The organism is Bacillus paralicheniformis, from assembly GCF_001042485.2.
GTDB lineage: Bacteria > Bacillota > Bacilli > Bacillales > Bacillaceae > Bacillus > Bacillus paralicheniformis.
In genome coordinates this window covers 108,808-128,675 of record NZ_LBMN02000012.1, presented here as the reverse complement: position 1 = coordinate 128,675, position 19,868 = coordinate 108,808, and the positions used below count along the sequence as shown (strand labels likewise).

At 47.9% G+C, this 19,868-nt stretch carries 27 protein-coding genes and 1 riboswitch; of the genes, 19 read left to right on the top strand and 8 right to left on the bottom strand.

Translation table 11 applies throughout. The annotated features are described in order from the left end of the window. Positions 1–3 precede the first annotated feature (3 nt). Positions 4–576, bottom strand: a complete 573-nt coding sequence (locus ACH97_RS09805) for a CYTH domain-containing protein (protein WP_020450948.1) — start codon at positions 574–576, stop codon at positions 4–6. Positions 577–706: 130 nt separating this feature from the next. On the opposite strand from ACH97_RS09805, the gene ACH97_RS09800 reads away from it, so the two are divergent. Genes ACH97_RS09800 through ACH97_RS09785 form a run of 4 tightly spaced genes read left to right on the top strand, consistent with a single transcriptional unit; the run spans position 707 to position 3,460 of the window. Next, positions 707–1,072 carry a UPF0738 family protein gene (locus ACH97_RS09800; RefSeq protein ID WP_048350055.1) on the top strand — a complete coding sequence of 122 codons (366 nt, stop codon included), beginning with the start codon at positions 707–709 and terminating at the stop codon, positions 1,070–1,072. Positions 1,073–1,103: 31 nt separating this feature from the next. Further along, positions 1,104–1,739, top strand: coding sequence for a GTP diphosphokinase (gene yjbM / locus ACH97_RS09795; RefSeq protein WP_003180661.1), 636 nt, complete (start codon positions 1,104–1,106; stop codon positions 1,737–1,739). Positions 1,740–1,757: 18 nt separating this feature from the next. After that, on the top strand, positions 1,758–2,558 hold the full coding sequence (locus tag ACH97_RS09790) for an NAD kinase (RefSeq protein WP_023856668.1): 801 nt from the start codon (positions 1,758–1,760) through the stop codon (positions 2,556–2,558). A 26-nt stretch (positions 2,559–2,584) separates the two neighbouring features. After that, complete coding sequence (locus ACH97_RS09785; protein WP_020450950.1) at positions 2,585–3,460, top strand: RluA family pseudouridine synthase; 876 nt, start codon at positions 2,585–2,587, stop codon at positions 3,458–3,460. A 16-nt stretch (positions 3,461–3,476) separates the two neighbouring features. Here ACH97_RS09785 and prpE read toward each other — a convergent pair whose 3' ends face one another. Next, positions 3,477–4,217 (bottom strand): bis(5'-nucleosyl)-tetraphosphatase PrpE, encoded by a 741-nt coding sequence (gene prpE, locus ACH97_RS09780; RefSeq protein ID WP_020450951.1) that lies wholly within the window; start codon positions 4,215–4,217, stop codon positions 3,477–3,479. A 264-nt stretch (positions 4,218–4,481) separates the two neighbouring features. Here prpE and ACH97_RS09775 point away from each other — a divergent pair, with 264 nt between their 5' ends. The 10 genes from ACH97_RS09775 (at position 4,482) to ACH97_RS09730 (ending at position 13,294) form a co-directional block, all read left to right on the top strand. Further along, on the top strand, positions 4,482–6,326 hold the full coding sequence (locus ACH97_RS09775; protein WP_020450952.1) for a monovalent cation:proton antiporter family protein: 1,845 nt from the start codon (positions 4,482–4,484) through the stop codon (positions 6,324–6,326). A gap of 59 nt (positions 6,327–6,385) precedes the next feature. Further along, a riboswitch (TPP riboswitch) is annotated at positions 6,386–6,494 on the top strand. An 83-nt stretch (positions 6,495–6,577) separates the two neighbouring features. Then, positions 6,578–7,279 (top strand): thiaminase II, encoded by a 702-nt coding sequence (tenA, locus tag ACH97_RS09770; RefSeq protein ID WP_020450953.1) that lies wholly within the window; start codon positions 6,578–6,580, stop codon positions 7,277–7,279. Continuing rightward, complete coding sequence (gene tenI / locus ACH97_RS09765) at positions 7,254–7,865, top strand: thiazole tautomerase TenI (protein WP_020450954.1); 612 nt, start codon at positions 7,254–7,256, stop codon at positions 7,863–7,865. Before tenA ends, tenI begins: the two co-directional genes overlap by 26 nt. Beyond that, positions 7,849–8,958 carry a glycine oxidase ThiO gene (gene thiO, locus ACH97_RS09760; RefSeq protein ID WP_020450955.1) on the top strand — a complete coding sequence of 370 codons (1,110 nt, stop codon included), beginning with the start codon at positions 7,849–7,851 and terminating at the stop codon, positions 8,956–8,958. The genes tenI and thiO overlap by 17 nt, the downstream gene beginning before the upstream one ends. After that, the gene (gene thiS / locus ACH97_RS09755) at positions 8,955–9,158 is read left to right on the top strand and encodes a sulfur carrier protein ThiS (protein ID WP_020450956.1); all 204 of its coding nucleotides are present in this window, start codon (positions 8,955–8,957) and stop codon (positions 9,156–9,158) included. The genes thiO and thiS overlap by 4 nt, the downstream gene beginning before the upstream one ends. Positions 9,159–9,164: 6 nt before the next feature. Next, positions 9,165–9,932: a thiazole synthase gene (locus tag ACH97_RS09750; RefSeq protein ID WP_020450957.1), complete on the top strand. Its 768-nt coding sequence runs from the start codon at positions 9,165–9,167 to the stop codon at positions 9,930–9,932. Next, the gene (locus ACH97_RS09745) at positions 9,929–10,939 is read left to right on the top strand and encodes a thiazole biosynthesis adenylyltransferase ThiF (RefSeq protein ID WP_020450958.1); all 1,011 of its coding nucleotides are present in this window, start codon (positions 9,929–9,931) and stop codon (positions 10,937–10,939) included. The genes ACH97_RS09750 and ACH97_RS09745 overlap by 4 nt, the downstream gene beginning before the upstream one ends. Positions 10,940–10,962: 23 nt before the next feature. After that, entirely contained in the window at positions 10,963–11,781 is an 819-nt protein-coding gene (thiD, locus tag ACH97_RS09740; RefSeq protein ID WP_020450959.1) for a bifunctional hydroxymethylpyrimidine kinase/phosphomethylpyrimidine kinase, read from the top strand. Positions 11,782–11,935: 154 nt separating this feature from the next. Beyond that, positions 11,936–12,712, top strand: coding sequence for an enoyl-ACP reductase FabI (gene fabI / locus ACH97_RS09735; protein WP_003180687.1), 777 nt, complete (start codon positions 11,936–11,938; stop codon positions 12,710–12,712). A gap of 102 nt (positions 12,713–12,814) precedes the next feature. Further along, entirely contained in the window at positions 12,815–13,294 is a 480-nt protein-coding gene (locus tag ACH97_RS09730; protein WP_003180690.1) for a CotO family spore coat protein, read from the top strand. A gap of 36 nt (positions 13,295–13,330) precedes the next feature. Here ACH97_RS09730 and ACH97_RS09725 read toward each other — a convergent pair whose 3' ends face one another. From ACH97_RS09725 to ACH97_RS09705, 5 genes are all read right to left on the bottom strand, one after another. Beyond that, complete coding sequence (locus ACH97_RS09725; RefSeq protein WP_020450960.1) at positions 13,331–13,780, bottom strand: CotY/CotZ family spore coat protein; 450 nt, start codon at positions 13,778–13,780, stop codon at positions 13,331–13,333. Between the two features lie 150 nt (positions 13,781–13,930). Next, positions 13,931–14,413, bottom strand: coding sequence for a CotY/CotZ family spore coat protein (locus ACH97_RS09720; RefSeq protein ID WP_020450961.1), 483 nt, complete (start codon positions 14,411–14,413; stop codon positions 13,931–13,933). Positions 14,414–14,545: 132 nt separating this feature from the next. After that, a complete protein-coding gene (locus ACH97_RS09715; protein ID WP_003180696.1) occupies positions 14,546–15,052 on the bottom strand; it encodes a spore coat protein in 507 nt (168 codons plus the stop codon). 67 nt (positions 15,053–15,119) lie between these two features. Continuing rightward, positions 15,120–15,473, bottom strand: a complete 354-nt coding sequence (locus ACH97_RS09710; RefSeq protein WP_003180698.1) for a hypothetical protein — start codon at positions 15,471–15,473, stop codon at positions 15,120–15,122. Positions 15,474–15,521: 48 nt separating this feature from the next. Beyond that, positions 15,522–15,908 carry a spore coat protein gene (locus ACH97_RS09705; RefSeq protein WP_020450962.1) on the bottom strand — a complete coding sequence of 129 codons (387 nt, stop codon included), beginning with the start codon at positions 15,906–15,908 and terminating at the stop codon, positions 15,522–15,524. Between the two features lie 147 nt (positions 15,909–16,055). On the opposite strand from ACH97_RS09705, the gene ACH97_RS09700 reads away from it, so the two are divergent. The 5 genes from ACH97_RS09700 (at position 16,056) to spoVIF (ending at position 17,503) form a co-directional block, all read left to right on the top strand. Beyond that, on the top strand, positions 16,056–16,412 hold the full coding sequence (locus tag ACH97_RS09700) for a DUF1360 domain-containing protein (RefSeq protein WP_003180704.1): 357 nt from the start codon (positions 16,056–16,058) through the stop codon (positions 16,410–16,412). A gap of 77 nt (positions 16,413–16,489) precedes the next feature. Next, a complete protein-coding gene (locus ACH97_RS24220) occupies positions 16,490–16,615 on the top strand; it encodes a hypothetical protein (protein WP_254926386.1) in 126 nt (41 codons plus the stop codon). Between the two features lie 83 nt (positions 16,616–16,698). After that, the gene (locus ACH97_RS09695) at positions 16,699–16,908 is read left to right on the top strand and encodes a hypothetical protein (RefSeq protein ID WP_020450964.1); all 210 of its coding nucleotides are present in this window, start codon (positions 16,699–16,701) and stop codon (positions 16,906–16,908) included. Between the two features lie 79 nt (positions 16,909–16,987). Continuing rightward, positions 16,988–17,119 (top strand): YjcZ family sporulation protein, encoded by a 132-nt coding sequence (locus ACH97_RS22835; RefSeq protein WP_020450965.1) that lies wholly within the window; start codon positions 16,988–16,990, stop codon positions 17,117–17,119. Between the two features lie 126 nt (positions 17,120–17,245). Further along, the gene (gene spoVIF, locus ACH97_RS09690; protein WP_020450966.1) at positions 17,246–17,503 is read left to right on the top strand and encodes a sporulation-specific transcription regulator SpoVIF; all 258 of its coding nucleotides are present in this window, start codon (positions 17,246–17,248) and stop codon (positions 17,501–17,503) included. Between the two features lie 38 nt (positions 17,504–17,541). Here the strand turns inward: spoVIF and ACH97_RS09685 are convergent, their stop codons facing one another. Continuing rightward, positions 17,542–19,821, bottom strand: coding sequence for an ATP-dependent helicase (locus tag ACH97_RS09685; RefSeq protein WP_020450967.1), 2,280 nt, complete (start codon positions 19,819–19,821; stop codon positions 17,542–17,544). Positions 19,822–19,868: the final 47 nt, after the last annotated feature.

The following is a 19,868-nucleotide window of genomic DNA, read 5'->3' as shown; positions in this document are numbered from 1 at the left end:
ACCTTATTGATCTTTAAGTTTTTGTTCATAAAATCGGACGATTTTATTTTTGGTTTCACGCTCAGGGATGCCGAACGATTTCAGCAGTTCAGAGAAATCCCGTTTTCCGCGTTCATAGTCTGTCACTTCGAATTCAACTTCAAAGTCTTCTACCATTAAGTATCGGCTGTGATCCAAAACAATTAAGCCCTGCGGCAATTTTTTTTCTGCACGGCTTGTCGCAAGCGTTCCGAAAAGGATGAGCTCGTCCGGTTGAATGCCGAGGCGCTTCAGGCGATCGTATACCGGTCCATGCGGAATCGTGAACGTTTCAAATTCGGGATTCCCGGTCAGCTCCTGGTGGGTTTCCATCAGACCTACAGGTGCCGGCTCTTTTAATGTCAGTACATATCGCTGCTGTTTTTCGCGAATTCTTAAAGCCGCTCCTTTTTCTTTTAAAGAAAAGGAGGACGTATCGTAATAATGGTTTTTTTGTATAACAAATTGCTCGGAAGTAAATTGATAATATGATTTGATTTTCTCAAATTCTTTTTTTGTCAGCATATTTTTAAATTCGATTTCAAGTTCCTGGCTCATTCTTTAATTTTTTCATCCTCTCAGCTGGTAAAATTGCATTTTCCTTATTATCTCTTGAGAAGGAACGTTTATCAATATTGAAGCTGATATGATAAAATGAATCTGTACTTTTATTGTAAAGGAGAGCATTATGCAGAACAGAATTGAGATTACAGAAGCCAATCTGCGAAACGACCGGCTGGTGTTGACCAGCGAAATCAATGACGGAGCGGAGCGGAAACCGGCCGAACGCATGCTGACAGACTCCGATCATTTTGCATTTGTATACATACTTGAACAGGACGATTCCTTTGAATACGTCATTTTAAACGAAGGCATCTGGTCCGATCTTAAAGCGGCCCTCGACGCCAATCTTCCTGTGTTTTTACATATCGGAAACACGGAGCTGGAGCTTAACGGGTTCCATGATGAGCTCGGATATTTAATAGAGAATATTAAAGATAATGCAAATTATGGCGAAGAAATGGAAGAGAGAGTGAAACGGATATTCCTCTAGAAAAAAAGGCGATGAAATTGGGGGAAGGTTTATGGACGAAAAACAATGGGAGCAATTTTTAGCGCCGTACCGGCAGGCTGTTGAAGAGCTGAAAGTGAAGCTGAAAGGGATCCGGACCCTTTACGAATACGAGGAGGAACATTCGCCGATCGAATTCGTGACAGGGCGGGTGAAGCCTGTTCCGAGTATTCTTGAGAAGGCCAAGCGGAAAAACATTCCTCTGCACAACATTGAAAGCATGCAAGATATTGCCGGGCTCAGAATCATGTGCCAATTTTTTGAGGATATTCGCATTGTCGTCGATATGCTTCTGGCGAGAAAGGACTTCACGGTCGTGGATAAGCGCGACTATATCGCGGAACATAAAGAGAGCGGCTACCGCTCCTACCACCTCGTCGTGCTGTACCCTTTGCAGACAATCAACGGGGAAAAACAGATTTTGGTTGAAATTCAAATCCGGACGCTGGCGATGAATTTTTGGGCGACAATCGAACATTCTTTAAATTATAAATACAGCGGCAACATTCCGGAAAAAGTAAAATTAAGGCTTCAAAGAGCTTCTGAAGCAGCATCAAGGCTCGATATGGAAATGTCCGAGATCAGGGGCGAGATTCAGGAGGCTCACGTGGCATTTTCACGCAAGAAAAAGGATGAGGATGACGGTTAGGGGAAAGGAGATGGAATGATGAAGTTTGCGGTATCGTCCAAAGGAAATGATGTTTCCGATTCATTAAAAAGCAAAATTCAAACATATCTGCTCGACTTCGGTCTTGAATGCGATGAAGAAGAGCCGGATATCGTCATTTCCGTCGGTGGTGACGGAACGCTTTTATACGCATTTCACAAATACAGCGGCCGCCTCGACAAAACGGCCTTTGTCGGGGTTCATACAGGACATCTCGGCTTTTATGCCGACTGGGTGCCGACCGAGATTGAAAAACTCGTAATCGCGATTGCGAAAACGCCGTATCAAATTGTTGAATATCCGGTTTTGGAAGTTATCGTCCGCTACAATGACGGCAGCGATGAAGCGAGATATTTGGCGCTGAACGAATGTACGATCAAGAGCATCGAAGGGACGCTTGTGACAGATGTCGAAATTAAAGGGGAACTTTTCGAAACGTTCCGCGGCGACGGCCTTTGCTTATCGACCCCATCGGGAAGCACGGCATATAACAAGGCGCTCGGCGGTGCGATTATTCATCCGTCCATCAGAGCGGTCCAGCTGGCTGAAATGGCGTCGATCAACAACCGGGTGTTTCGGACGGTCGGATCGCCGCTCATTCTGCCTGAGCACCACACTTGTTTAATTAAACCGATTAATGATGTGACGTTTCAAGTCGCGATTGACCATTTGACATTGCTGCATAAAGACGTCAAGTCAATTCAATGCCGCGTCGCAAACGAAAATATCAGGTTTGCCCGCTTTCGGCCGTTTCCGTTTTGGAAAAGGGTCCAGGATTCCTTTATCGGAAAAGGAGAATAGGAAGGTTTGCTGTGAGCGATTTTTTGATGAAACAGATCATAACAGAAGAGGACAGCGGGGTTCTTTTGAAAGAATACGTCCAGCGGCTGGGCATTTCAAAAAGGATGCTGACGGACATCAAATTCGGCGGCGGGGATCTTTTGGTAAACGGCGGGCATGTAACGGTCAGATACGTTCTTCAAAAAGGGGACGAGCTCGTCATACAGTTCCCTCCGGAAAAAATGAGCGAATCTTTGCGCCCGGAAGAAATTCCGCTTGATATTTTGTTCGAAGATGACCATGTCCTCGTATTAAATAAACAGCCATGCCTGTCGTCGATTCCCTCGCGCGAGCATCCATCAGGCAGCTTGGCGAACGGTCTGATTCATTATTACCAGCGGACGGGCGTGCGCGCGACCGTTCACCTGGTGAGCAGGCTTGACCGCGACACATCGGGTGTCATGCTTGTAGCCAAGCACCGCTTCGCCCACTCGCTTTTATCGGGACTGCAAAAAAAGGGAGCCGTCAAACGGCAATATCGGGCGGTCGTCCACGGTTTGATCGCAGAAGAGCAGGGAACGATCGATGCGCCAATCGGCAGAAAATCATCGAGCATCATCGAGCGTGCGGTGATCCCCGACGGGCAAAAAGCGGTGACGCATTTTTGGGTGAACAGGCGCTTCAGCGGTATGACGGATGTCTCCATCCGTCTGGAAACCGGGAGAACCCATCAGATCCGAGTTCACATGAGTCATATCGGATATCCTTTGTGCGGTGATACGCTGTACGGAGGAACCCGTGGCTTCATCAATCGGCAGGCGCTCCACAGTGAGACGCTGACGTTTTTTCATCCCTTCACAATGGAAGAGCTGACGTTTCAAGCGCCGGTTCCGCATGATATGAGTCAGTTGATAGAGAGCTGAATTAAGCTCTCTTTTTTTATGGCTCCATACGGAATCTTGACTCATCATAAGGCAATGAAGAGGGGACAGATTCGGTTGTCAGTTCGGGGTATCTGAAAGCGGTCAGCCTGTTGCCGAATACACAACCGGTATCGATATTGATCGTATGATGTATCATTCGCGGACGTTTGACAGGAGTGTGGCCGTACACCACCCACGGATCGCCTTTGTAATGAGCGGCCCAGTCCCGCCTGACCGGCCGTCCGTCAGGCAGCGTTTCTCCTGTAATATCTCCGTATAGCACAAACTGTTTTACTTTTCCGACAGGCTTTTTGCCGATGTCTTCCGCTTTGATGCCGGCATGTGCGACGACAAGTTCGCCGTTATGCAGGATCTCATAAAGAGGGGCGTTTTCATAAAGGCGCATGAAAAGGTCTCTGATATCCTTCTGTTTATGTTTCGGAAGGTTTCTGTATTCCGCCGCCGTCGTCTCCAGCCCGTGCTGCAGCTTCACCGGATTGCCTTTGAAAAAACGGTACAGCTTATTGCAGTGATTGCCGGGCACATATCGCACAGCTCCTTCTTCAACGGCCCGTCCTACAAATTCAACGACCTCCAGCGATTTTGGCCCTCTGTCTGTTAAATCCCCGAGAAAGACAAGTGTTCTGTTTTCCGGATGAACGGGAAACCCCGATGACAGCGAGTAACCGAGCTTTTCAATCAGCGCAATCATTTCGTCATAGCACCCGTGAATATCGCCGATTACATCATATTTCATGCGTTTTCTGCCTCCTGTCTGCGTATGTATATACATTGCCCAGTCCATATATAAATCAAGCTTCAGCGACTTTCGCCGGAGAAAATCAGGCATATTACTTTTTTTTCTGAGCGAGCATTGTTAAAATCGATTTTTACACCTGTGAGAAAAGAGTTCAGACGGTTCTTTTCCCACATGAAAATGTCTAAAAAGATGTCCCTTTTATTTTTAAAAAAGGGAACGCTAATCATACCCGGAAACCGGTTTTAGAGGAGGTACCAGTTTATGGAGCACACATCTGTCTCATCTTTAGTTGTCGTACTGATTATCGCATTTTTAACGCCCATCCTGCTGCACCGTTTCAGGTTAAGCATACCGGTGGTTGTCGCTGAAATTATCATGGGTCTTATTATCGGAAAAAGCGGGTTCGATCTGGTCGCCCAGCACGATACATGGCTCGAAACTTTATCGATGCTCGGATTTATCTTTTTAATGTTTTTAAGCGGGCTTGAAATCGATTTTTCCGCATTTGAAAAAGGAAAGAAAAAGCAGCTGCTTCCAAGCGGAAAGGAAGCGCCGAATACATTTAAAACGGCTTCGGTCATCTTTATTGCCGTCTTTATTTTATCGCTCGGCCTTTCTTACAGCTTTGTCATGGCAGGATTTATTGACAACGCCTTTTTAATGACGCTGATCATTTCGACAATTTCGCTCGGGGTTGTCGTTCCGACGCTGAAAGAAGAGCGTCTCATGAAGACAAATATCGGCCAGATTATTTTGCTTGTCGCCGTCATTGCCGATCTTGTCACGATGATTCTGCTTGCAGTGTTCGCCTCAATCTACGGGGACGAAAACAGCAATATGTGGCTGCTGATGATCTTATTTGCCGCCGGCGTCGTTTTATACCTGTTCGGAAGGATATTTAAAAAGCGGCCTTTTGTCGAAGTGCTGTCAAAAGGAACGATCCAGATCGGCACAAGGGCGATATTTACGCTGATCATCGTACTTGTGGCGCTGTCCGAGTCGCTCGGTGCAGAAAACATACTTGGCGCGTTTTTGGCCGGGGTGCTTGTTTCGCTGCTTTCGCCGAACAAGGAGCTCGTTCAGCAGCTCGATTCATTCGGATACGGATTCCTCATCCCGATCTTCTTTGTGATGACAGGCGTCAAATTGGACATTTGGTCACTGTTTGGCAATCCGAAAATTTTAGTGATGATCCCGCTTCTGTTTGTGGCTCTGTTAATCAGCAAAGTCGTTCCGGTGCTGTTTTTGAAAAAGTGGTATGACATGAAAACCGTGCTGGCTTCCGGTTTTCTCCTGACTTCCACGCTTTCTTTGGTGATCGCGGCGACAACGATCGGCGAGCGCATCGGCGTCATTGACGCGCAGATGTCCGGCGCGCTGATTCTGGTCGCTGTCATTACATGCATCATCACACCGACCGGCTTTAAAAAATTAATGCCGAAAACGGAAAGCGAAAAAGAGAAAAAGACGATCACCTTTATCGGCGCAAATCAAATGACGCTGCCAGTCACGCTCGAACTTTCTCCGGAAGATTATCACGTCAGAATCCTGCATGTCCGGCAGGAAAAAAAGGAAGAAAATCTGGCGGATCCGGTGTTTGATGTTGAAGTTTTGCCTGATTATGAATACGAGACGCTTCAATCATTCGGCGTTTTCCAAACGGATATACTCGTCGTGGCCACTGGCAGCGAAGAGCGCAATACAGGGATCGCGCTTTTTGCGAAGGAGCAGAAAGTCGCGAGAATTATCGCCAGCGCAGATTCTCCAGACGCCGAATCCAGACTGAAAGATAACGGAATTGATACATTCTCTATTCTGCTTTCTACAAAAACGCTGCTGCGCGCGCTTATCGAGGCGCCTGGCGTTATGAAACTCCTGACGAACCAGGATGCGTCGCTGTATCAGATCAATATGAGCAATGAGCGATTTGACGGTGTTCTGTTAAGGGAGTTTCCGTTTACGGGAGATGTTATCTTCGTCCGAATTTTCCGCGGGGTGGACAGCATCGTGCCCCACGGGGATACAAGGCTGCAATTGGGTGACAGGCTGATCGCCACCGGTTCGCGCGAATATATTGCGGAATTGAGAAAAACGCTTGGAGACTGATGCTTGACCATTTTGCAATTCGTGATAAGATAAAAGTATAAACTGAATGAACAAGAAATGTTTTCCACTAGGGGAGTCCTTGATAAGGGCTGAGATAAAAGTGTGACTTTTAGACCCTCATAACCTGAACAGGTTCAAACCTGCGTAGGGAAGTGGCACGGTATTTGAGTATGTATTTATGCAAATTCCAAACCACTTTCCTTGCGGGAAAGTGGTTTTTTTATGTTCAGAATCGAAGGAGGAGCCTCGAAATGAAGTTTTCAGAAGAATGCCGAAACAGCGCTGCAAAATGGTGGGAAGGCAGTTTTGTCCATCCGTTTATTCAAGGGATTGGAGACGGCACACTTCCGGTTGATCGATTTAAATACTATGTCATGCAGGATTCCTACTATTTGACCCACTTTGCCAAAGTCCAATCCTTTGGTGCGGCATATGCTCGCGATTTATATACGACAAGCCGGATGGCTGAACACGCGAAAGGCACATATGAAGCCGAGATGTCGCTCCATAGGAAATTCACCGATCTATTGGGAATCACAAAGGAAGAACTGGAGTCGTTTCAGCCGTCGCCGACAGCGTATGCGTACACATCGCATATGTACCGTTCTGTCGTGAGCGGCAGTTTTGCGGAAATACTGGCCGCTTTGCTTCCTTGCTATTGGCTCTATTATGACGTCGGCGAAACGTTAAAAACGTGCAGGCCTGACAGCGCGATTTATCAGGAATGGATCGCGACATACGGAGGCGACTGGTTTAAAGAACTTGTGACAGAACAGATCAACCGCTTCGATGAGCTGGCTGAAAACGCCGATGAGAAAACGCGCGCGAAGATGAAGGAGAACTTCGTCATCTCCAGCTTCTACGAATACAGCTTCTGGGATATGGCCTACCAAAAAGAAAGCTGGTCAAAAAGCGGGGTGGATCAGCTTGCATCTGCACGCGATCACCGATGACAAGCACTCTGTGGAAGAGCTTGCTGCAAAAATCATCTCGATTCAAAATGCCGTTGACTTTATCCATATCAGGGAAAGATCAAAAAAAGTAAGTGAAATATCAAGTTTAATCGACCGCCTTGCCAAAGAAGGGGTTGATAAGCGGAAACTGATCATCAACGACAGGGTTGATATCGCTTTGTTTCATCACATTCACCGGGTTCAGCTGCCTTCACACGGCTTTTCCGTCAAAAGTGTGAGGAGCCGTTTTCCGCATTTGAAAATCGGAAAGTCCGTCCATTCGCCAGAAGAAGCGGTTCAGGCTGAAACTGAAGGTGCAGATTACGTGCTGTTCGGCCACATTTTTGAAACGGACTGTAAAAAGGGCCGGAAAGGAAGAGGAGCTCTCAGTCTGGCTGAAGTGAAGGCGGCTGTCCGCATTCCGGTCATTGCGATCGGGGGTATTACCGAACAACGACTGGCGGAAGTCAAAATGGCAGACGGCATCGCCGTGATGTCGGGGATCTTTTCTCATGACAGACCGGATGAGGCGGCCGCGCGGCTTGCCTGTCTCGCGAAGGGAGATTCATATGAGAAAGCGCTATGATACGATCGTGATCGGCGGAGGCATCATCGGGACATCCATCGCTTACCATCTTGCGAAAGCGGGGAAAAAAACGGCCGTGTTTGAAAGCGGAGAAGTCGGCAAAAAAGCGACGAGCGCGGCGGCGGGCATGCTCGGCGCCCATGCGGAATGCGATAAACCCGGTACCTTTTTCGAATTTGCCAGAGCCAGCCAAAAAGCCTATCAGCGGCTGACGGGCGAATTGAAAGACTTAAGCGGCATCGATATCAGAAAGCATGACGGAGGGATATTAAAGCTGGCATTTTCAGAAAGCGACCGCGAACACCTGATGCAAATGGCTGCACTGGATTCAGTGGAATGGCTTGAAGCCGCTGAAGTATATGAGCTGGAACCGCATGCCGGAAAAGGGATTCTCGGCGCTAATTTCATTCGGGACGACATCCATGTCGAACCGGCCGCAGTGTGCAGGGCATTTGCCAGGGGGGCCCGGATTCTCGGTGCCGAGGTCTTCGAGTTTACCCCCGTTTTATCGATCGAATCTGAAGCGGGGGCCGTCCGCGTCACTGCTGCTTCATGCACCGCGGAGGCGGAGCACGTTGTCATTGCAAGCGGTGTGTGGAGCGGTGCTTTCTTTAAACAGATCGGCATAGACAAAAGCTTTTATCCTGTCAAAGGGGAGTGCCTGTCTGTGTGGAATGACGGCATCCCTTTGACGAGGACGCTTTACCATGATCATTGCTACATCGTTCCGCGCCATAGCGGAAAGCTTGTCGTCGGCGCGACAATGAAGCCCGGGGATTGGAATGAACAGCCGGAACTTGGCGGAATCGAGGAGTTGATCCGAAAGGCCAAGTCGATGCTCCCTGACATTGAATCCATGAACATCGACCAATGCTGGGCCGGATTGCGCCCGGAAACAGGGGATGGCAATCCATATATCGGCAGACACCCTGAAAATGACCGGATATTGTTTGCTGCCGGACATTTCAGAAACGGCATCCTCCTGGCACCTGCAACCGGTGAGATGATAGCTGACATGATCCTCGGCAATCCGGTCAAAACAGAGTGGGCCGAGGCGTTTAAAGCGGAGCGAAAGGAGGCTGTGCACAGGTGAACATTCAGCTCAACGGCCGGAAAATAGAGTGGAGAGATGACGGCGGCACGATTTACGATTTGCTCGCATCCTACAGTTTGGAAAATCGTGTTGTCGTTGTTGAAAGAAACAGGCAGATTATCGGAAAAGACCAATATCAAACAGTCAAACTGGAAGAACACGATGTCATCGAAATCGTTCATTTTGTCGGAGGGGGATAAACCGTTATGTTAAAAATCGCAGATCGTCAATTCTCATCAAGATTATTGCTCGGCACAGGGAAGTATCCGTCATTTGAAATTCAAAAAGAGGCTGTCAGTGCATCTGAATCGGAGATCCTGACCTTTGCCGTCAGACGGATGAATATTTTTGAAGAGTCTCAGCCTAATTTTTTGGAGCAGCTTGATTTAAGCCGTTATACGCTTTTGCCGAATACGGCCGGAGCAAAAACGGCTGAGGAAGCCGTCCGGATCGCCAAGCTTGCTAAAGCGAGCGGTCTTTGCGACATGATCAAAGTCGAAGTGATCGGCTGTGACCGTTCGCTTCTGCCTGACCCGGTAGAAACGCTGAAGGCGTCAGAAGCCTTGCTTGAAGAAGGCTTCATTGTGCTGCCGTATACATCGGACGATGTCGTCCTTGCGAGAAAGCTTGAAGAGCTCGGCGTACACGCCATTATGCCCGGGGCCTCTCCAATCGGTTCGGGACAGGGAATCGTCAACCCGCTTAACCTGTCGTTCATCATTGAACAGGCTAAAGTTCCCGTAATCGTGGATGCCGGAATCGGTTCTCCGAAAGATGCGGCATACGCAATGGAACTCGGCGCTGACGGAGTGCTTTTGAACACGGCAGTGAGCGGGGCGAAAGATCCGGTCCAAATGGCGAAGGCTATGAAGCTCGCCGTTGAAGCGGGCAGACTCGGATACCTTGCTGGACGAATTCCGGAAAAGAACTACGGCATCGCCAGCAGTCCTGAAGAAGGGAAGTTGACGATTTGACAGGCAGGTATTCAAGACAGGAGCTTTTTCACCCGATCGGACCGGACGGCCAGGAAAAATTAAGTCGCGCCCGCGTCCTGGTGATCGGTGCGGGGGCATTGGGCGCGGCCAGCGCAGAAATGCTGGTGAGGGCCGGAGTCGGTTCGCTGACGATTGCCGACAGGGATTATGTGGAATGGAGCAATCTCCAGCGGCAGCAGCTCTATACGGAACAGGATGTGGTTGATCATATGCCAAAGGCAGCCGCTGCCGAAAAAAGGCTGCGCCTGATTAACAGCTCTGTTCAAGTGACCGGCATTGTAGCAGATGTTACCGCGGAAAAAGCGCTCGAGCTTGCGGAGAAAGCGTCCCTGATCGTCGATGCGACCGATAATTTTGAAACGCGGCTGATCATGAACGATGCGGCGGTCAAGTTAGGCATCCCTTTTCTGTACGGCGCGTGTGTCGCAAGCTATGGCATCACATATACCGTCATTCCGGGGAAAACGCCGTGCCTTCACTGTCTTTTGGGGCATTTGCCCGCGAATACCATGACGTGCGACACAGCAGGGGTGATCGGTCCGGTTGTTCAGCAGGTTGCCGCTTACCAGGTAACAGATGCCCTGAAGCTGCTGACAGGGCATGAACCGTCAGGAATGCTTCGCTCATTTGATATTTGGACAAATGAGCGCTCTGAAGTCCGGGCTGACGCGCTTAAACATGGCTCGTGTCCGACGTGCGGAAAAGGCGAGTTTCCGTTTCTTTCAGCTGAAAACGAAACAAAAGCAGCCGTTCTTTGCGGCAGACAAACGGTTCAGATCAGGCCGGCCGCGGAACAGCCGCCGGAGCTGGAGCCGCTTGCCGCCAGATTAAAAAAAGCCGGTTTGGATGTGACGGGAAATCCTTATTTATTATCTTGCCGTACGGAGGATTTTAAGTTCGTGATTTTTCGGGACGGACGCGCTTTGATTCACGGAACGAACGATATCAATCGCGCGAAAACGATATATCACAGGTGGATTGGCTAAAGGCCGAAGGGAGTGCAAACATCATGAGCATATACAAAGCATTAACAATCGCCGGGTCGGATTCAGGAGGCGGCGCCGGCATTCAAGCCGACATTAAAACATTTCAGGAGCTTGGCGTCTTTGGCATGACGGCTTTGACAGCGGTCACTGCGCAAAATACAACAGGGGTTCACGGCGTCTACCCGCTATCTCCGGAAGCACTCGGCACGCAGATTGATGCAGTGGCGGAAGATTTAAAACCTGACGCCGTGAAAACAGGGATGCTGTGGAGCGCGGAGATGATTGAGGTCATTGCTGAAAAAATTGCAACATACGAGCTTAAACGTGTGATTGTCGATCCTGTCATGATCGCCAAAGGCGGCGCTTCACTATTGAATGAGGAAGCAGTTGAAACATTGAAACGGCACTTGCTTCCGCTTGCTTATGCGGTAACGCCGAACATACCCGAAGCCGAAGTGCTGACAGGGAGAAGCATTCAAACAATGGAAGACCGCAAAAAAGCGGCTCGTGAATTGCATGAAATGGGCGTCCGCAACATTATCATCAAGGGAGGGCATCAGCCCGAGGATGGCAAAGTAACCGATCTCCTCTTCGATGGAGAGGTGTTCACGGAAAAAACGAACACCTATATTAAGACGAAAAATACCCATGGAACAGGCTGCACATTTGCCGCCGCTCTTACCGCGCAAACAGCGAAAGGAAACGGCATTCAAGGAGCTTTCAGCATCGCTGAGGCTTTCGTCCACGAAGCGGTTGCACACAGCCTTGATTTCGGAGCCGGCCACGGACCGACCAACCATTTTGCATATCAAAAGATATCCAATGCAGGGTTGGAACTGTAGTCCCGCAATAAAAATGAAAAATATCGCGGCAGACATCAAAAACGGTCTCTGCCGCTTTTTATATTCTGAAATTGTCAGCCTGCTATTAATTGTGATACTATATATTATGATCAGGTACTAATAAAATGTTAATCATTAGGAGGATTTCATACATATGAATTTATCACTGGAAGGCCGGAATATCGTCGTCATGGGTGTAGCAAATAAACGAAGCATCGCTTGGGGAATCGCCCGCTCGCTTCACAATGCAGGCGCAAGACTGATTTTTACGTATGCGGGTGAGCGGCTTGAAAAATCGGTCAAGGAGCTGGCCGATTCTTTGGAGCGGAACGATTCAATCGTACTTCCTTGTGATGTCACAAATGACCAGGAAATTGAAGCGTGCTTCGCCGACATCAAAAAAGAAGTCGGGGTCATCCACGGCATTGCACACTGCATCGCTTTCGCAAACAAAGAAGACTTGGCTGGAGAATACTTAAATACCACCCGCGACGGTTTTCTGCTCGCACACAATATCAGCTCTTACTCACTGACAGCGGTCGCTAAAGCGGCGCGCGGCATTATGACTGAAGGCGGAAGCATCGTCACGCTGACATACCTTGGCGGCGAGCGCGTTGTATCCAACTACAATGTCATGGGTGTTGCGAAAGCATCGCTTGATGCCAGCGTCAAATACTTGGCGAGCGATCTCGGAAAAGACGGAATCCGCGTCAACAGCATTTCCGCAGGGCCGATCCGGACATTGTCCGCAAAAGGAATCAGCGACTTCAACTCGATTTTAAAAGAAATCGAAGAACGCGCACCGCTTCGCCGCACGACGACTCCGGAAGAAGTCGGCGACACGGCTGCTTTCCTGTTCAGCGACCTTTCCCGCGGTATGACCGGCGAAAACCTGCATGTTGATTCAGGCTATCATATCATCGCGCGATAACATAACGCTAAAAAGCAATCCGTTAAAGGATTGCTTTTTCTTTTCTTCTGATTTCTCCTTTTTTGCATATAGATATACCATGAACAGATCGGAGGGATCAAGATGTCTAGCAGAAAAAACGATGCGGAGCAAAAGCCGCTCATGTATATTGTGCAGCCGGACTATGATAAGGCAGAAGCGAACATGCAGGATATTCTGATTAAAAGAAAGAAGAAAGCAAAACCCGACGCTTCCGAACAAAAAGCCCGGCGAAAGGAACAGCAGGATGAAGCCGTCCGGCCAGACGAAAAGGATGGCGCCGAAGCGGTGCTTAGCGATGAGGCGAATCGGTCAGAAAAAGGAGTCAAACCGATTAAAAAGCCGCTCAGCAAGATGACCATCGCCGAGAAAATCGACTTTTTGGCAAGCCTTCCCGGCAATATGCCGAAAACCCTTTGCCTCATTGAAGCAGACGGGAAGACATACAGAGGAACGATCGCCGGAAAGAAAGGCGGTTCCGTATTTGTCAAAACGTCGAGCAAAGGGGCTCCGGCGGAACTGCAAATCGAGAGTATTACTTCCTTGCACCCGCTTGGCTTTTAAATTACATGATAAAAAAAGTCCCGATTCAGGGACTTTTTAATTTGAACGATTGATCAGTTGCGGATTTAAGCATTCGATCGCACAGAAGCATTCCAGATCCACTTCGACGCAGAAATTTGTTTTTTCCAAGCGGAACACATCGCAAATTTTGTCTTTTTCTTCTGTGAAATCGAGAACGCGGCGATTTTCATCAAAGGCAATCAACAGTCTTAATGTAGCACAGCAGTCCTTAATGTCTTCAACTCTGAAAAACACAGTGCTGAAGCAAGGGCCTGCCTGAAGTTCTCCGACATTTCCAAACGCTACGAACGGCTTAGACTTTGAGGTGTATATAATAAATGGAATGGTGTCGCCTAAGTGCCTCGAAGGGGAAAGCAGGTTGCTGAAGCAGCTTGTCGGGCAGCCTTCTTCCTCAATGGCGTTTTGCAGATCGTGAATGTTTTCAACGGCTTCGCACACGCAATTTTCAGCTGAACATTTTGTCATGTTATGATCCCTCCCAGTTCAGGATATAAAATTTCGTTTTTCGGCCTGGCTTTTCTATTGGTAAAAGGAGCTGCCGAAAGCCGGCAGCTTTCGTGAAAAGACTGGCATCAAGCCGATCATAACGGCCGGCTTGATGCAGTCCGACACCTTTTAACCGTGGTGCTGATTGTGTTTTTTGTCTGTTGCGCGATCAACTAGTTCAGGTGACAGACATTGAATTGCGCAGAAACAAGTTAAGTCAACCTCGATGCAAAAGTCCGTTTTTTCAAGCCCGAAAAAGTCAGGGTCACAAGGATGGCAGACGCTTAATGTGTCGCCGTTTATGTCCACAGGCCTCAGGATTGAAAGCGTTGCACAGCAATCTTTTAGACTTTCTGCCCGGAAGAAAATCGATTCGAAGCACTGCATATCATCTGAAAATCCGCCGACATTTCCAAATGTTGAAAATAAACCGCCTTTTTTGTCGTACAAAAGGAACGGAATGGTGTCTTTACCGGAAACCGTCGGACTCAGCAGATTGCCGAAGCAGCTCGTCGGACATGTTTCTTCAACTGCATCCTGTTCTTTTATAATTTGTTCTACTGCATCGCATACACAATTTTCATGCCGGCCATGATGTTTTCCGCAGCTCATGGATTTCAGCTCCTTTTTATAGGGATATTTGACTTTAGTCTTTAACAACATATGTACCCGTGCCCTTGTTGGTGTGGGTAATCGTCTATAAAAATGAAGAAAAGCAGAGCTTGATGGCTCTGCTTTTTTGTATTAAAGGAGTCCGACGATAAGTGTTGCTATAACAACGGTAAGCGTTTGGACAGCTGTAGAGACCAAGACGGCGACATCGGTATCTTCTGTTGTAACTGTGACATCGCGTGAATTGTCGATAATTAATTTTTGACGGTTTGTTTGCTTGTTTGCTGTTACCTGCAGCAAGTCTTGTGATACAAGCTCGGCAAGATCAGCATCGTCAATGATTGCCAGAACGATTGTAACAATTGCCGTCTGCACCGCAGTCATAACAGATGCGACAACTTGAGTATCCTCTGTAGAGACTCGGATATCGCAAGAATCCTTGATGATGATTGTCTCATCTGACAGCTGTTTGTTCAGGTTGAGCTGGTCGAGCTCCTGATTGATAAATGCATCGTGTTTACCGCACTTGCAGTTGTAATCGTCACAAACGTGTTTCTTAGGGTGTCTCGGATAATACTCAGTTCCCGGATGCTCGCATTCTGGATCTAGCGCAACCCAAGAATATGGTCTAGTTTCCATTTGTTTTCCTCCTTCCATTTACTATTATTAAATGTTTGAAGGCTCGAACTTGTATATGGCAGATACCCTACTCCAAATCCCCATTTTTTTCTTCGGTTTGGGCGGTGTTCTCCTGCTGCCTTCTTTGTCTCAGCTTTTCTCTTAATTTATTTTTACCTGAACGTTCTCTTCTTCGTCTCGGGCGTTCTTCGGATTGTGATGATGATTCATTGTTCGCTTCTTTCTTCTTTTCCTGCTGCCGCTGGATGAGAGCCTCGGACTGCGCCTTTAAATCTTCGAGTATTTTTAAGATGTTTTCTTTTTCTTCCTCAGACAGCGTTCGCACATTGTCTTTTGAAACGCCGTGTTTTCTAAGGATATTTTGCACAAGCGTATTTGTCAGCGGATTTACTTCCGCTTTAAGCTTTTCGCGATCTGCCAATTGTTTTTCACCTCAATTTCTCAAAAAATATTAGAAAGAAAGGAAGGCTTAAAGTATGTCAAGCTCTGTGATAAGCGCGATCAGCACTTCGGTTAAAACTTGGACGGAAAGCAGGATCTCCAGCGAGGAAAGCGTAATGGTGACATTGCGGCTGCCGATGACTTTGATGATGACTCTTCTCCTGCTTTGCAGCCTGTGTACGGCTAAAACATGTTCTGTTACGATGTCTGCTGTATCCTCGTCTTCGATCGCAAGCTGAGCCGATAAAATCGTCAAAGAGATCACAGTGGCTTGTAAAGAGAGAGCTGCTGTTATGTTTGCCGTGTTTACAGTGACATGTTCGGAATCAATCACTTCAATGAGCTGGTCATATTCCCGGTATAATTCGTCAAATGTTTTTGCGTACAGCGCTTCGGCTTTTTCATGAAACGACATAACTTTCACTCCTTTCTTATCCACACTTTATTAAATGCAGACCGGTAACTTAGCGGAATGAGGAAAACATACATTTCAGCACCCAAATTTGCTGTTTTAGGGAAGGCGGTTCCGGCATATATTTGGAAGCAGGAAAGGGGGAGCCCTGTGATACAAAGCTGGCTTTTATATATTCTATTTTCTATCGCGGTATTTCGGCTGACACGGCTGGTCGTGTTTGATACGATCATGGCGCCGTTTAGAAGCCTGTTTCACGAAGAGGTTGAAGAAAAAAACGAAAAAACGGGAGAGACCGAGACGTATCTTGTCATGAAAGGAAAAGGCGTGAGAGCGTGGATCGGCGAGCTGTTGAGCTGTTATTGGTGCACGGGTGTGTGGTGTACCGCGTTTTTGCTTGTTCTTTACGCCTTTGTTCCGACCATTGCCGAATGGCTGATTCTTCTGCTTGCCATAGCAGGCCTTGCTGGGGTACTGGAAACGATCGTGTCCAAATGGCTCGATTGAATGGGGATTTATCATTGGCAACTTATGAAAAGAAGACTCATATAATGGCGTATAAGCATGAGAAAGGAAGGAATGCAATGAGACAAGTGAAAAGAAGGCAGCAAGGCCGATTAACGAACGCTTCCAGCAATCATCAGTCCACTTTCTCAAAAAAAGTGAAGAAAAAAGGCTGCGGATGCGGCAAAAAGAAGAGAACCTATTAATATCAAAAAAAGCCGGATACAGTCCGGTTTTTTTGTTGCCAATTTTTCTTCTGATGCATACACCATCATAAGGGGGAAAAGCGATGAATGTATTTGAACAGCTGGTTGAATCAATATGCCGCAAGCACGATCAAACGCAAGCCGGCCATGACCGGGTGATCTTTGAGCAGCAGAAGGAACTGGAGACATTTGACCGTTCTGCCGAACAGTTCGGCAGGCAGGTCGAAGCGTTTGCAGAGAATGCTGAAAAATGGCTGGGAGAGGACGTGAGTCTGCCGGGCATCTATAAATAATCCACGGAAGCCCTATGCATCAATCCAAGCGAATCCTATCAACTGTCATATCGTGTAGGGAGAAAAGGAGGTGCTTTAGATGGGCTTTTGTGGCGGAGGCTACGGCGGCGGCTACAGCGGAGGCTATGGCGGCGGCTATGGTTCAACGTTTGTATTGATCGTTGTCTTGTTTATTCTTCTCATTATTGTCGGCGCTTCTTTTAAATATTAGTTTTTGAGTTGAAGCGAAGAGGGCGGCGGCATGTGTGCCGGGCCCTCTTCTTTTTGAACGGGAAAAGCACAAGGCTTTTCAAAGATGCATAAGATAGCGTATCACTCCCAAAAAGGAGGCATAGGTATGGACAATCAATTTTTCAAAAACATCGAAAAGAAAACGGGCGTCAGCATGAATGAGGTCATGCAGCTTGCGAATTCGCTGCAAAATGCCAACTTCAAGGATGAAAATACGGTCCGCAGTGTGATTAAGCGTGTCGCTAAATTGGCGAACAAACGGGTTCCGAAGGAAATGGAAGATAAGATTGTTGAATCCATTGTAAGCGGCAAGGAAAAAATGGATTTCAACACGATCGCGAAAATGATGAACAGCAAAAAATAAACACCGCGCCTTCCGATAAAAGGAGGGCACGGTGTCTTTTATTGCAGCTGGACCTGGGGATTCGGGCGTAAAACAGGCTGCAAAAACCTTGAGCGGTATGCCGTTCTGCCCCTTCTGACGGAAGGGACGCTGATATACAGACGATCCTCGGCCCGGGTCATGGCGACATACAGCAGCCTCCGCTCTTCTTCAAGAGCGGTTTCGTCGCCTTTTCTCGCTGTCTCAAGGGCAAAGTCATGCGGAATCGAGCCGTCCTGCACCCCCAGGATATAGACCGTTTTGAATTCAAGCCCTTTCGCACGGTGGATTGTTAAAAGCTGAACACCGTATCCGTCAGCTTTTTGCTTTTCCGCTGCTCTCATATGATCGACATGCTCAAGAAATTCGGGGATCGTTTTGAATTTTTTTGCCGCTGTTTTGAGATCCCGCAGATCGTCAGACCCTTTTTCGAGCTTGTTTCCTTCGTTACCGCGCTTTTTTAAGTAATCGGAAAATCCCATTTTTTCCTCTGCGAAAGAGATCGCTTCAACTGGTTTCATCGTTTTTAAGCCTGTGAAAAAAGGAACGATTTTCTTTATTTTATCAAGCTGAAACGGTTTGATGTCGGTTAGTTTTTCAAGCGCGTGAACCATCGTGCAATCTTCGGTAATCGAGAGCGCTTTAAGCGTATTTAATGCGGACTGCTTGAGAAAGAGGGCGGGTAAAATCTGTTTGACGGCTTCCGCGTCATCCTGATTTTGGCTTAAGTAGAGATAAGCCAGGATCTGCCGGACGATTCTCCTGCTGTAAAACGACCGGACGCCTTGTTCAGCCGTGTACGGAATAGCTGACTGGTGCAGACGTTCAAAGATTGCGCGCCCGCTGCTGTTTGTCCGGTATAGGATGGCGAAGTCATCAGGCTTAGCGCCCATTTCAATTTTTTCTTGGATATCAGAGACGATCATAATCGCTTCTTCCTCTTCATCATAAGGATAAAATATAAGCGGTTTTTGGCGGTCATCTCTCGCGGCACTTAATGTTTTCGGAAAACGCTTTTTATTTTTCCTCACGACCATATCAGCGCTTGCCACAATCGGATGGCTCGATCTGTAATTCGTCGTGAGGCGGACCGTTTTCGCCTTCGGATAATCTTTTTCAAAATCGAGTATAAAAGAAGGGCTGCTGCCTCTGAACGCGTAGATTGACTGGTCATCATCCCCGACACAGGTCAGGTTGTTTTCCGGGCTCGCCAACAGCTTGATGATGGCATACTGAACAGGGTTAATGTCCTGAAATTCGTCGATCAAAATCGCGTGAAAGCGCGTCTGATATCGTTTTAAAATGTCTGGCTGTTCTTGAAACAGCTGCCAGCATGCAGATGCCATATCGTCGAAATCAAATTGGCGCCGCGCAGCTTTTTGTTCTTCATATTGACGGTACAGCCGGTGAACCCGCTTTTCCCATTCGTCTTCCAGCGGAATCTGTTCGCCCGGAAGATAAGCGTTCTTCCAGTAGCCGATCTGCTGGATCGCCTGATCAACCGGAAAATCTTTTTCATCAAGCCCTTCTTCGGCAAGGGCCATTTTGATGTATTGTTCTTTTTGCCATTCCCATTTCAGCAGGTGCTCGCCATTCCATCTTGCCGGATCATGGTGATAAAGAATTTTGTAGAAAAAGCTGTGGAAGGTGCCTGTCACGAGGCGGTTCACAGTCTGCATCGGCAATCCGTATTGCGAGGCCATCCGCTCTTTCATTTCTTTCACGGCTTTTGTCGTGAATGTGACGAGCAAAATGGCGGAAGGCGGGATATCGAGCCGGGATATCATATAAGCCGCTCGCGCGGTTAATACCCGTGTTTTTCCGCTTCCCGCGCCGGCCAGAACGAGAAGGGGTTCTTCGGGGGCCGTCACGGCGGCAAGCTGTTTCTCATTCAGCGGCACATTCGGAAAGACCGGTTCCGGGGCCGTTTCTTCCGCTGGGGAGAAAGGAGAATGGATGGAAGCTTCGCGAGGCGGCGTCCAGAAGTCCGCATCCGTCTTCTTTTCCTCTCCGATCGCTTTGCCTTTCGGGAGACGGAACACGCCGCTTTCTGTATAGTCGTTCTGTCTGGTTTGCTCTGTCTTCTCGTTTAAGCAAGCTGCTTCACATTGAGAAAAATCCCCGTTTTCCCGGTGGAAAAAATGTGGTTCTTCATGAATCGACAATTTCAGTCTGAGAGGCAAGCCGCAATGTTTACACGTGATTCTGTCTTTTCTTGCTTCATCAAAGAGGAATTGCAGGTGTTCTCTCGAATATGTATGTATATGAATGTCTCGGTTATTGAATCGGGCGCATTTCAAAAAGAGGTCCTCCAATTAATGGGTAATCGTCTAGTGTTATGAGACAA

Coding starts and splice junctions, on each gene's coding strand:
- ACH97_RS09805 (WP_020450948.1), bottom strand. CDS start 576: ATGAGCCAGGAACTTGAAATCGAATTTAAAAATATGCTGACAAAAAAA.
- ACH97_RS09800 (WP_048350055.1), top strand. CDS start 707: ATGCAGAACAGAATTGAGATTACAGAAGCCAATCTGCGAAACGACCGG.
- yjbM (WP_003180661.1), top strand. CDS start 1,104: ATGGACGAAAAACAATGGGAGCAATTTTTAGCGCCGTACCGGCAGGCT.
- ACH97_RS09790 (WP_023856668.1), top strand. CDS start 1,758: ATGAAGTTTGCGGTATCGTCCAAAGGAAATGATGTTTCCGATTCATTA.
- ACH97_RS09785 (WP_020450950.1), top strand. CDS start 2,585: ATGAAACAGATCATAACAGAAGAGGACAGCGGGGTTCTTTTGAAAGAA.
- prpE (WP_020450951.1), bottom strand. CDS start 4,217: ATGAAATATGATGTAATCGGCGATATTCACGGGTGCTATGACGAAATG.
- ACH97_RS09775 (WP_020450952.1), top strand. CDS start 4,482: ATGGAGCACACATCTGTCTCATCTTTAGTTGTCGTACTGATTATCGCA.
- tenA (WP_020450953.1), top strand. CDS start 6,578: ATGAAGTTTTCAGAAGAATGCCGAAACAGCGCTGCAAAATGGTGGGAA.
- thiO (WP_020450955.1), top strand. CDS start 7,849: ATGAGAAAGCGCTATGATACGATCGTGATCGGCGGAGGCATCATCGGG.
- ACH97_RS09750 (WP_020450957.1), top strand. CDS start 9,165: ATGTTAAAAATCGCAGATCGTCAATTCTCATCAAGATTATTGCTCGGC.
- thiD (WP_020450959.1), top strand. CDS start 10,963: ATGAGCATATACAAAGCATTAACAATCGCCGGGTCGGATTCAGGAGGC.
- fabI (WP_003180687.1), top strand. CDS start 11,936: ATGAATTTATCACTGGAAGGCCGGAATATCGTCGTCATGGGTGTAGCA.
- ACH97_RS09730 (WP_003180690.1), top strand. CDS start 12,815: ATGTCTAGCAGAAAAAACGATGCGGAGCAAAAGCCGCTCATGTATATT.
- ACH97_RS09725 (WP_020450960.1), bottom strand. CDS start 13,780: ATGACAAAATGTTCAGCTGAAAATTGCGTGTGCGAAGCCGTTGAAAAC.
- ACH97_RS09720 (WP_020450961.1), bottom strand. CDS start 14,413: ATGAGCTGCGGAAAACATCATGGCCGGCATGAAAATTGTGTATGCGAT.
- ACH97_RS09715 (WP_003180696.1), bottom strand. CDS start 15,052: ATGGAAACTAGACCATATTCTTGGGTTGCGCTAGATCCAGAATGCGAG.
- ACH97_RS09705 (WP_020450962.1), bottom strand. CDS start 15,908: ATGTCGTTTCATGAAAAAGCCGAAGCGCTGTACGCAAAAACATTTGAC.
- ACH97_RS24220 (WP_254926386.1), top strand. CDS start 16,490: ATGAGACAAGTGAAAAGAAGGCAGCAAGGCCGATTAACGAACGCTTCC.
- ACH97_RS09695 (WP_020450964.1), top strand. CDS start 16,699: ATGAATGTATTTGAACAGCTGGTTGAATCAATATGCCGCAAGCACGAT.
- ACH97_RS22835 (WP_020450965.1), top strand. CDS start 16,988: ATGGGCTTTTGTGGCGGAGGCTACGGCGGCGGCTACAGCGGAGGCTAT.
- spoVIF (WP_020450966.1), top strand. CDS start 17,246: ATGGACAATCAATTTTTCAAAAACATCGAAAAGAAAACGGGCGTCAGC.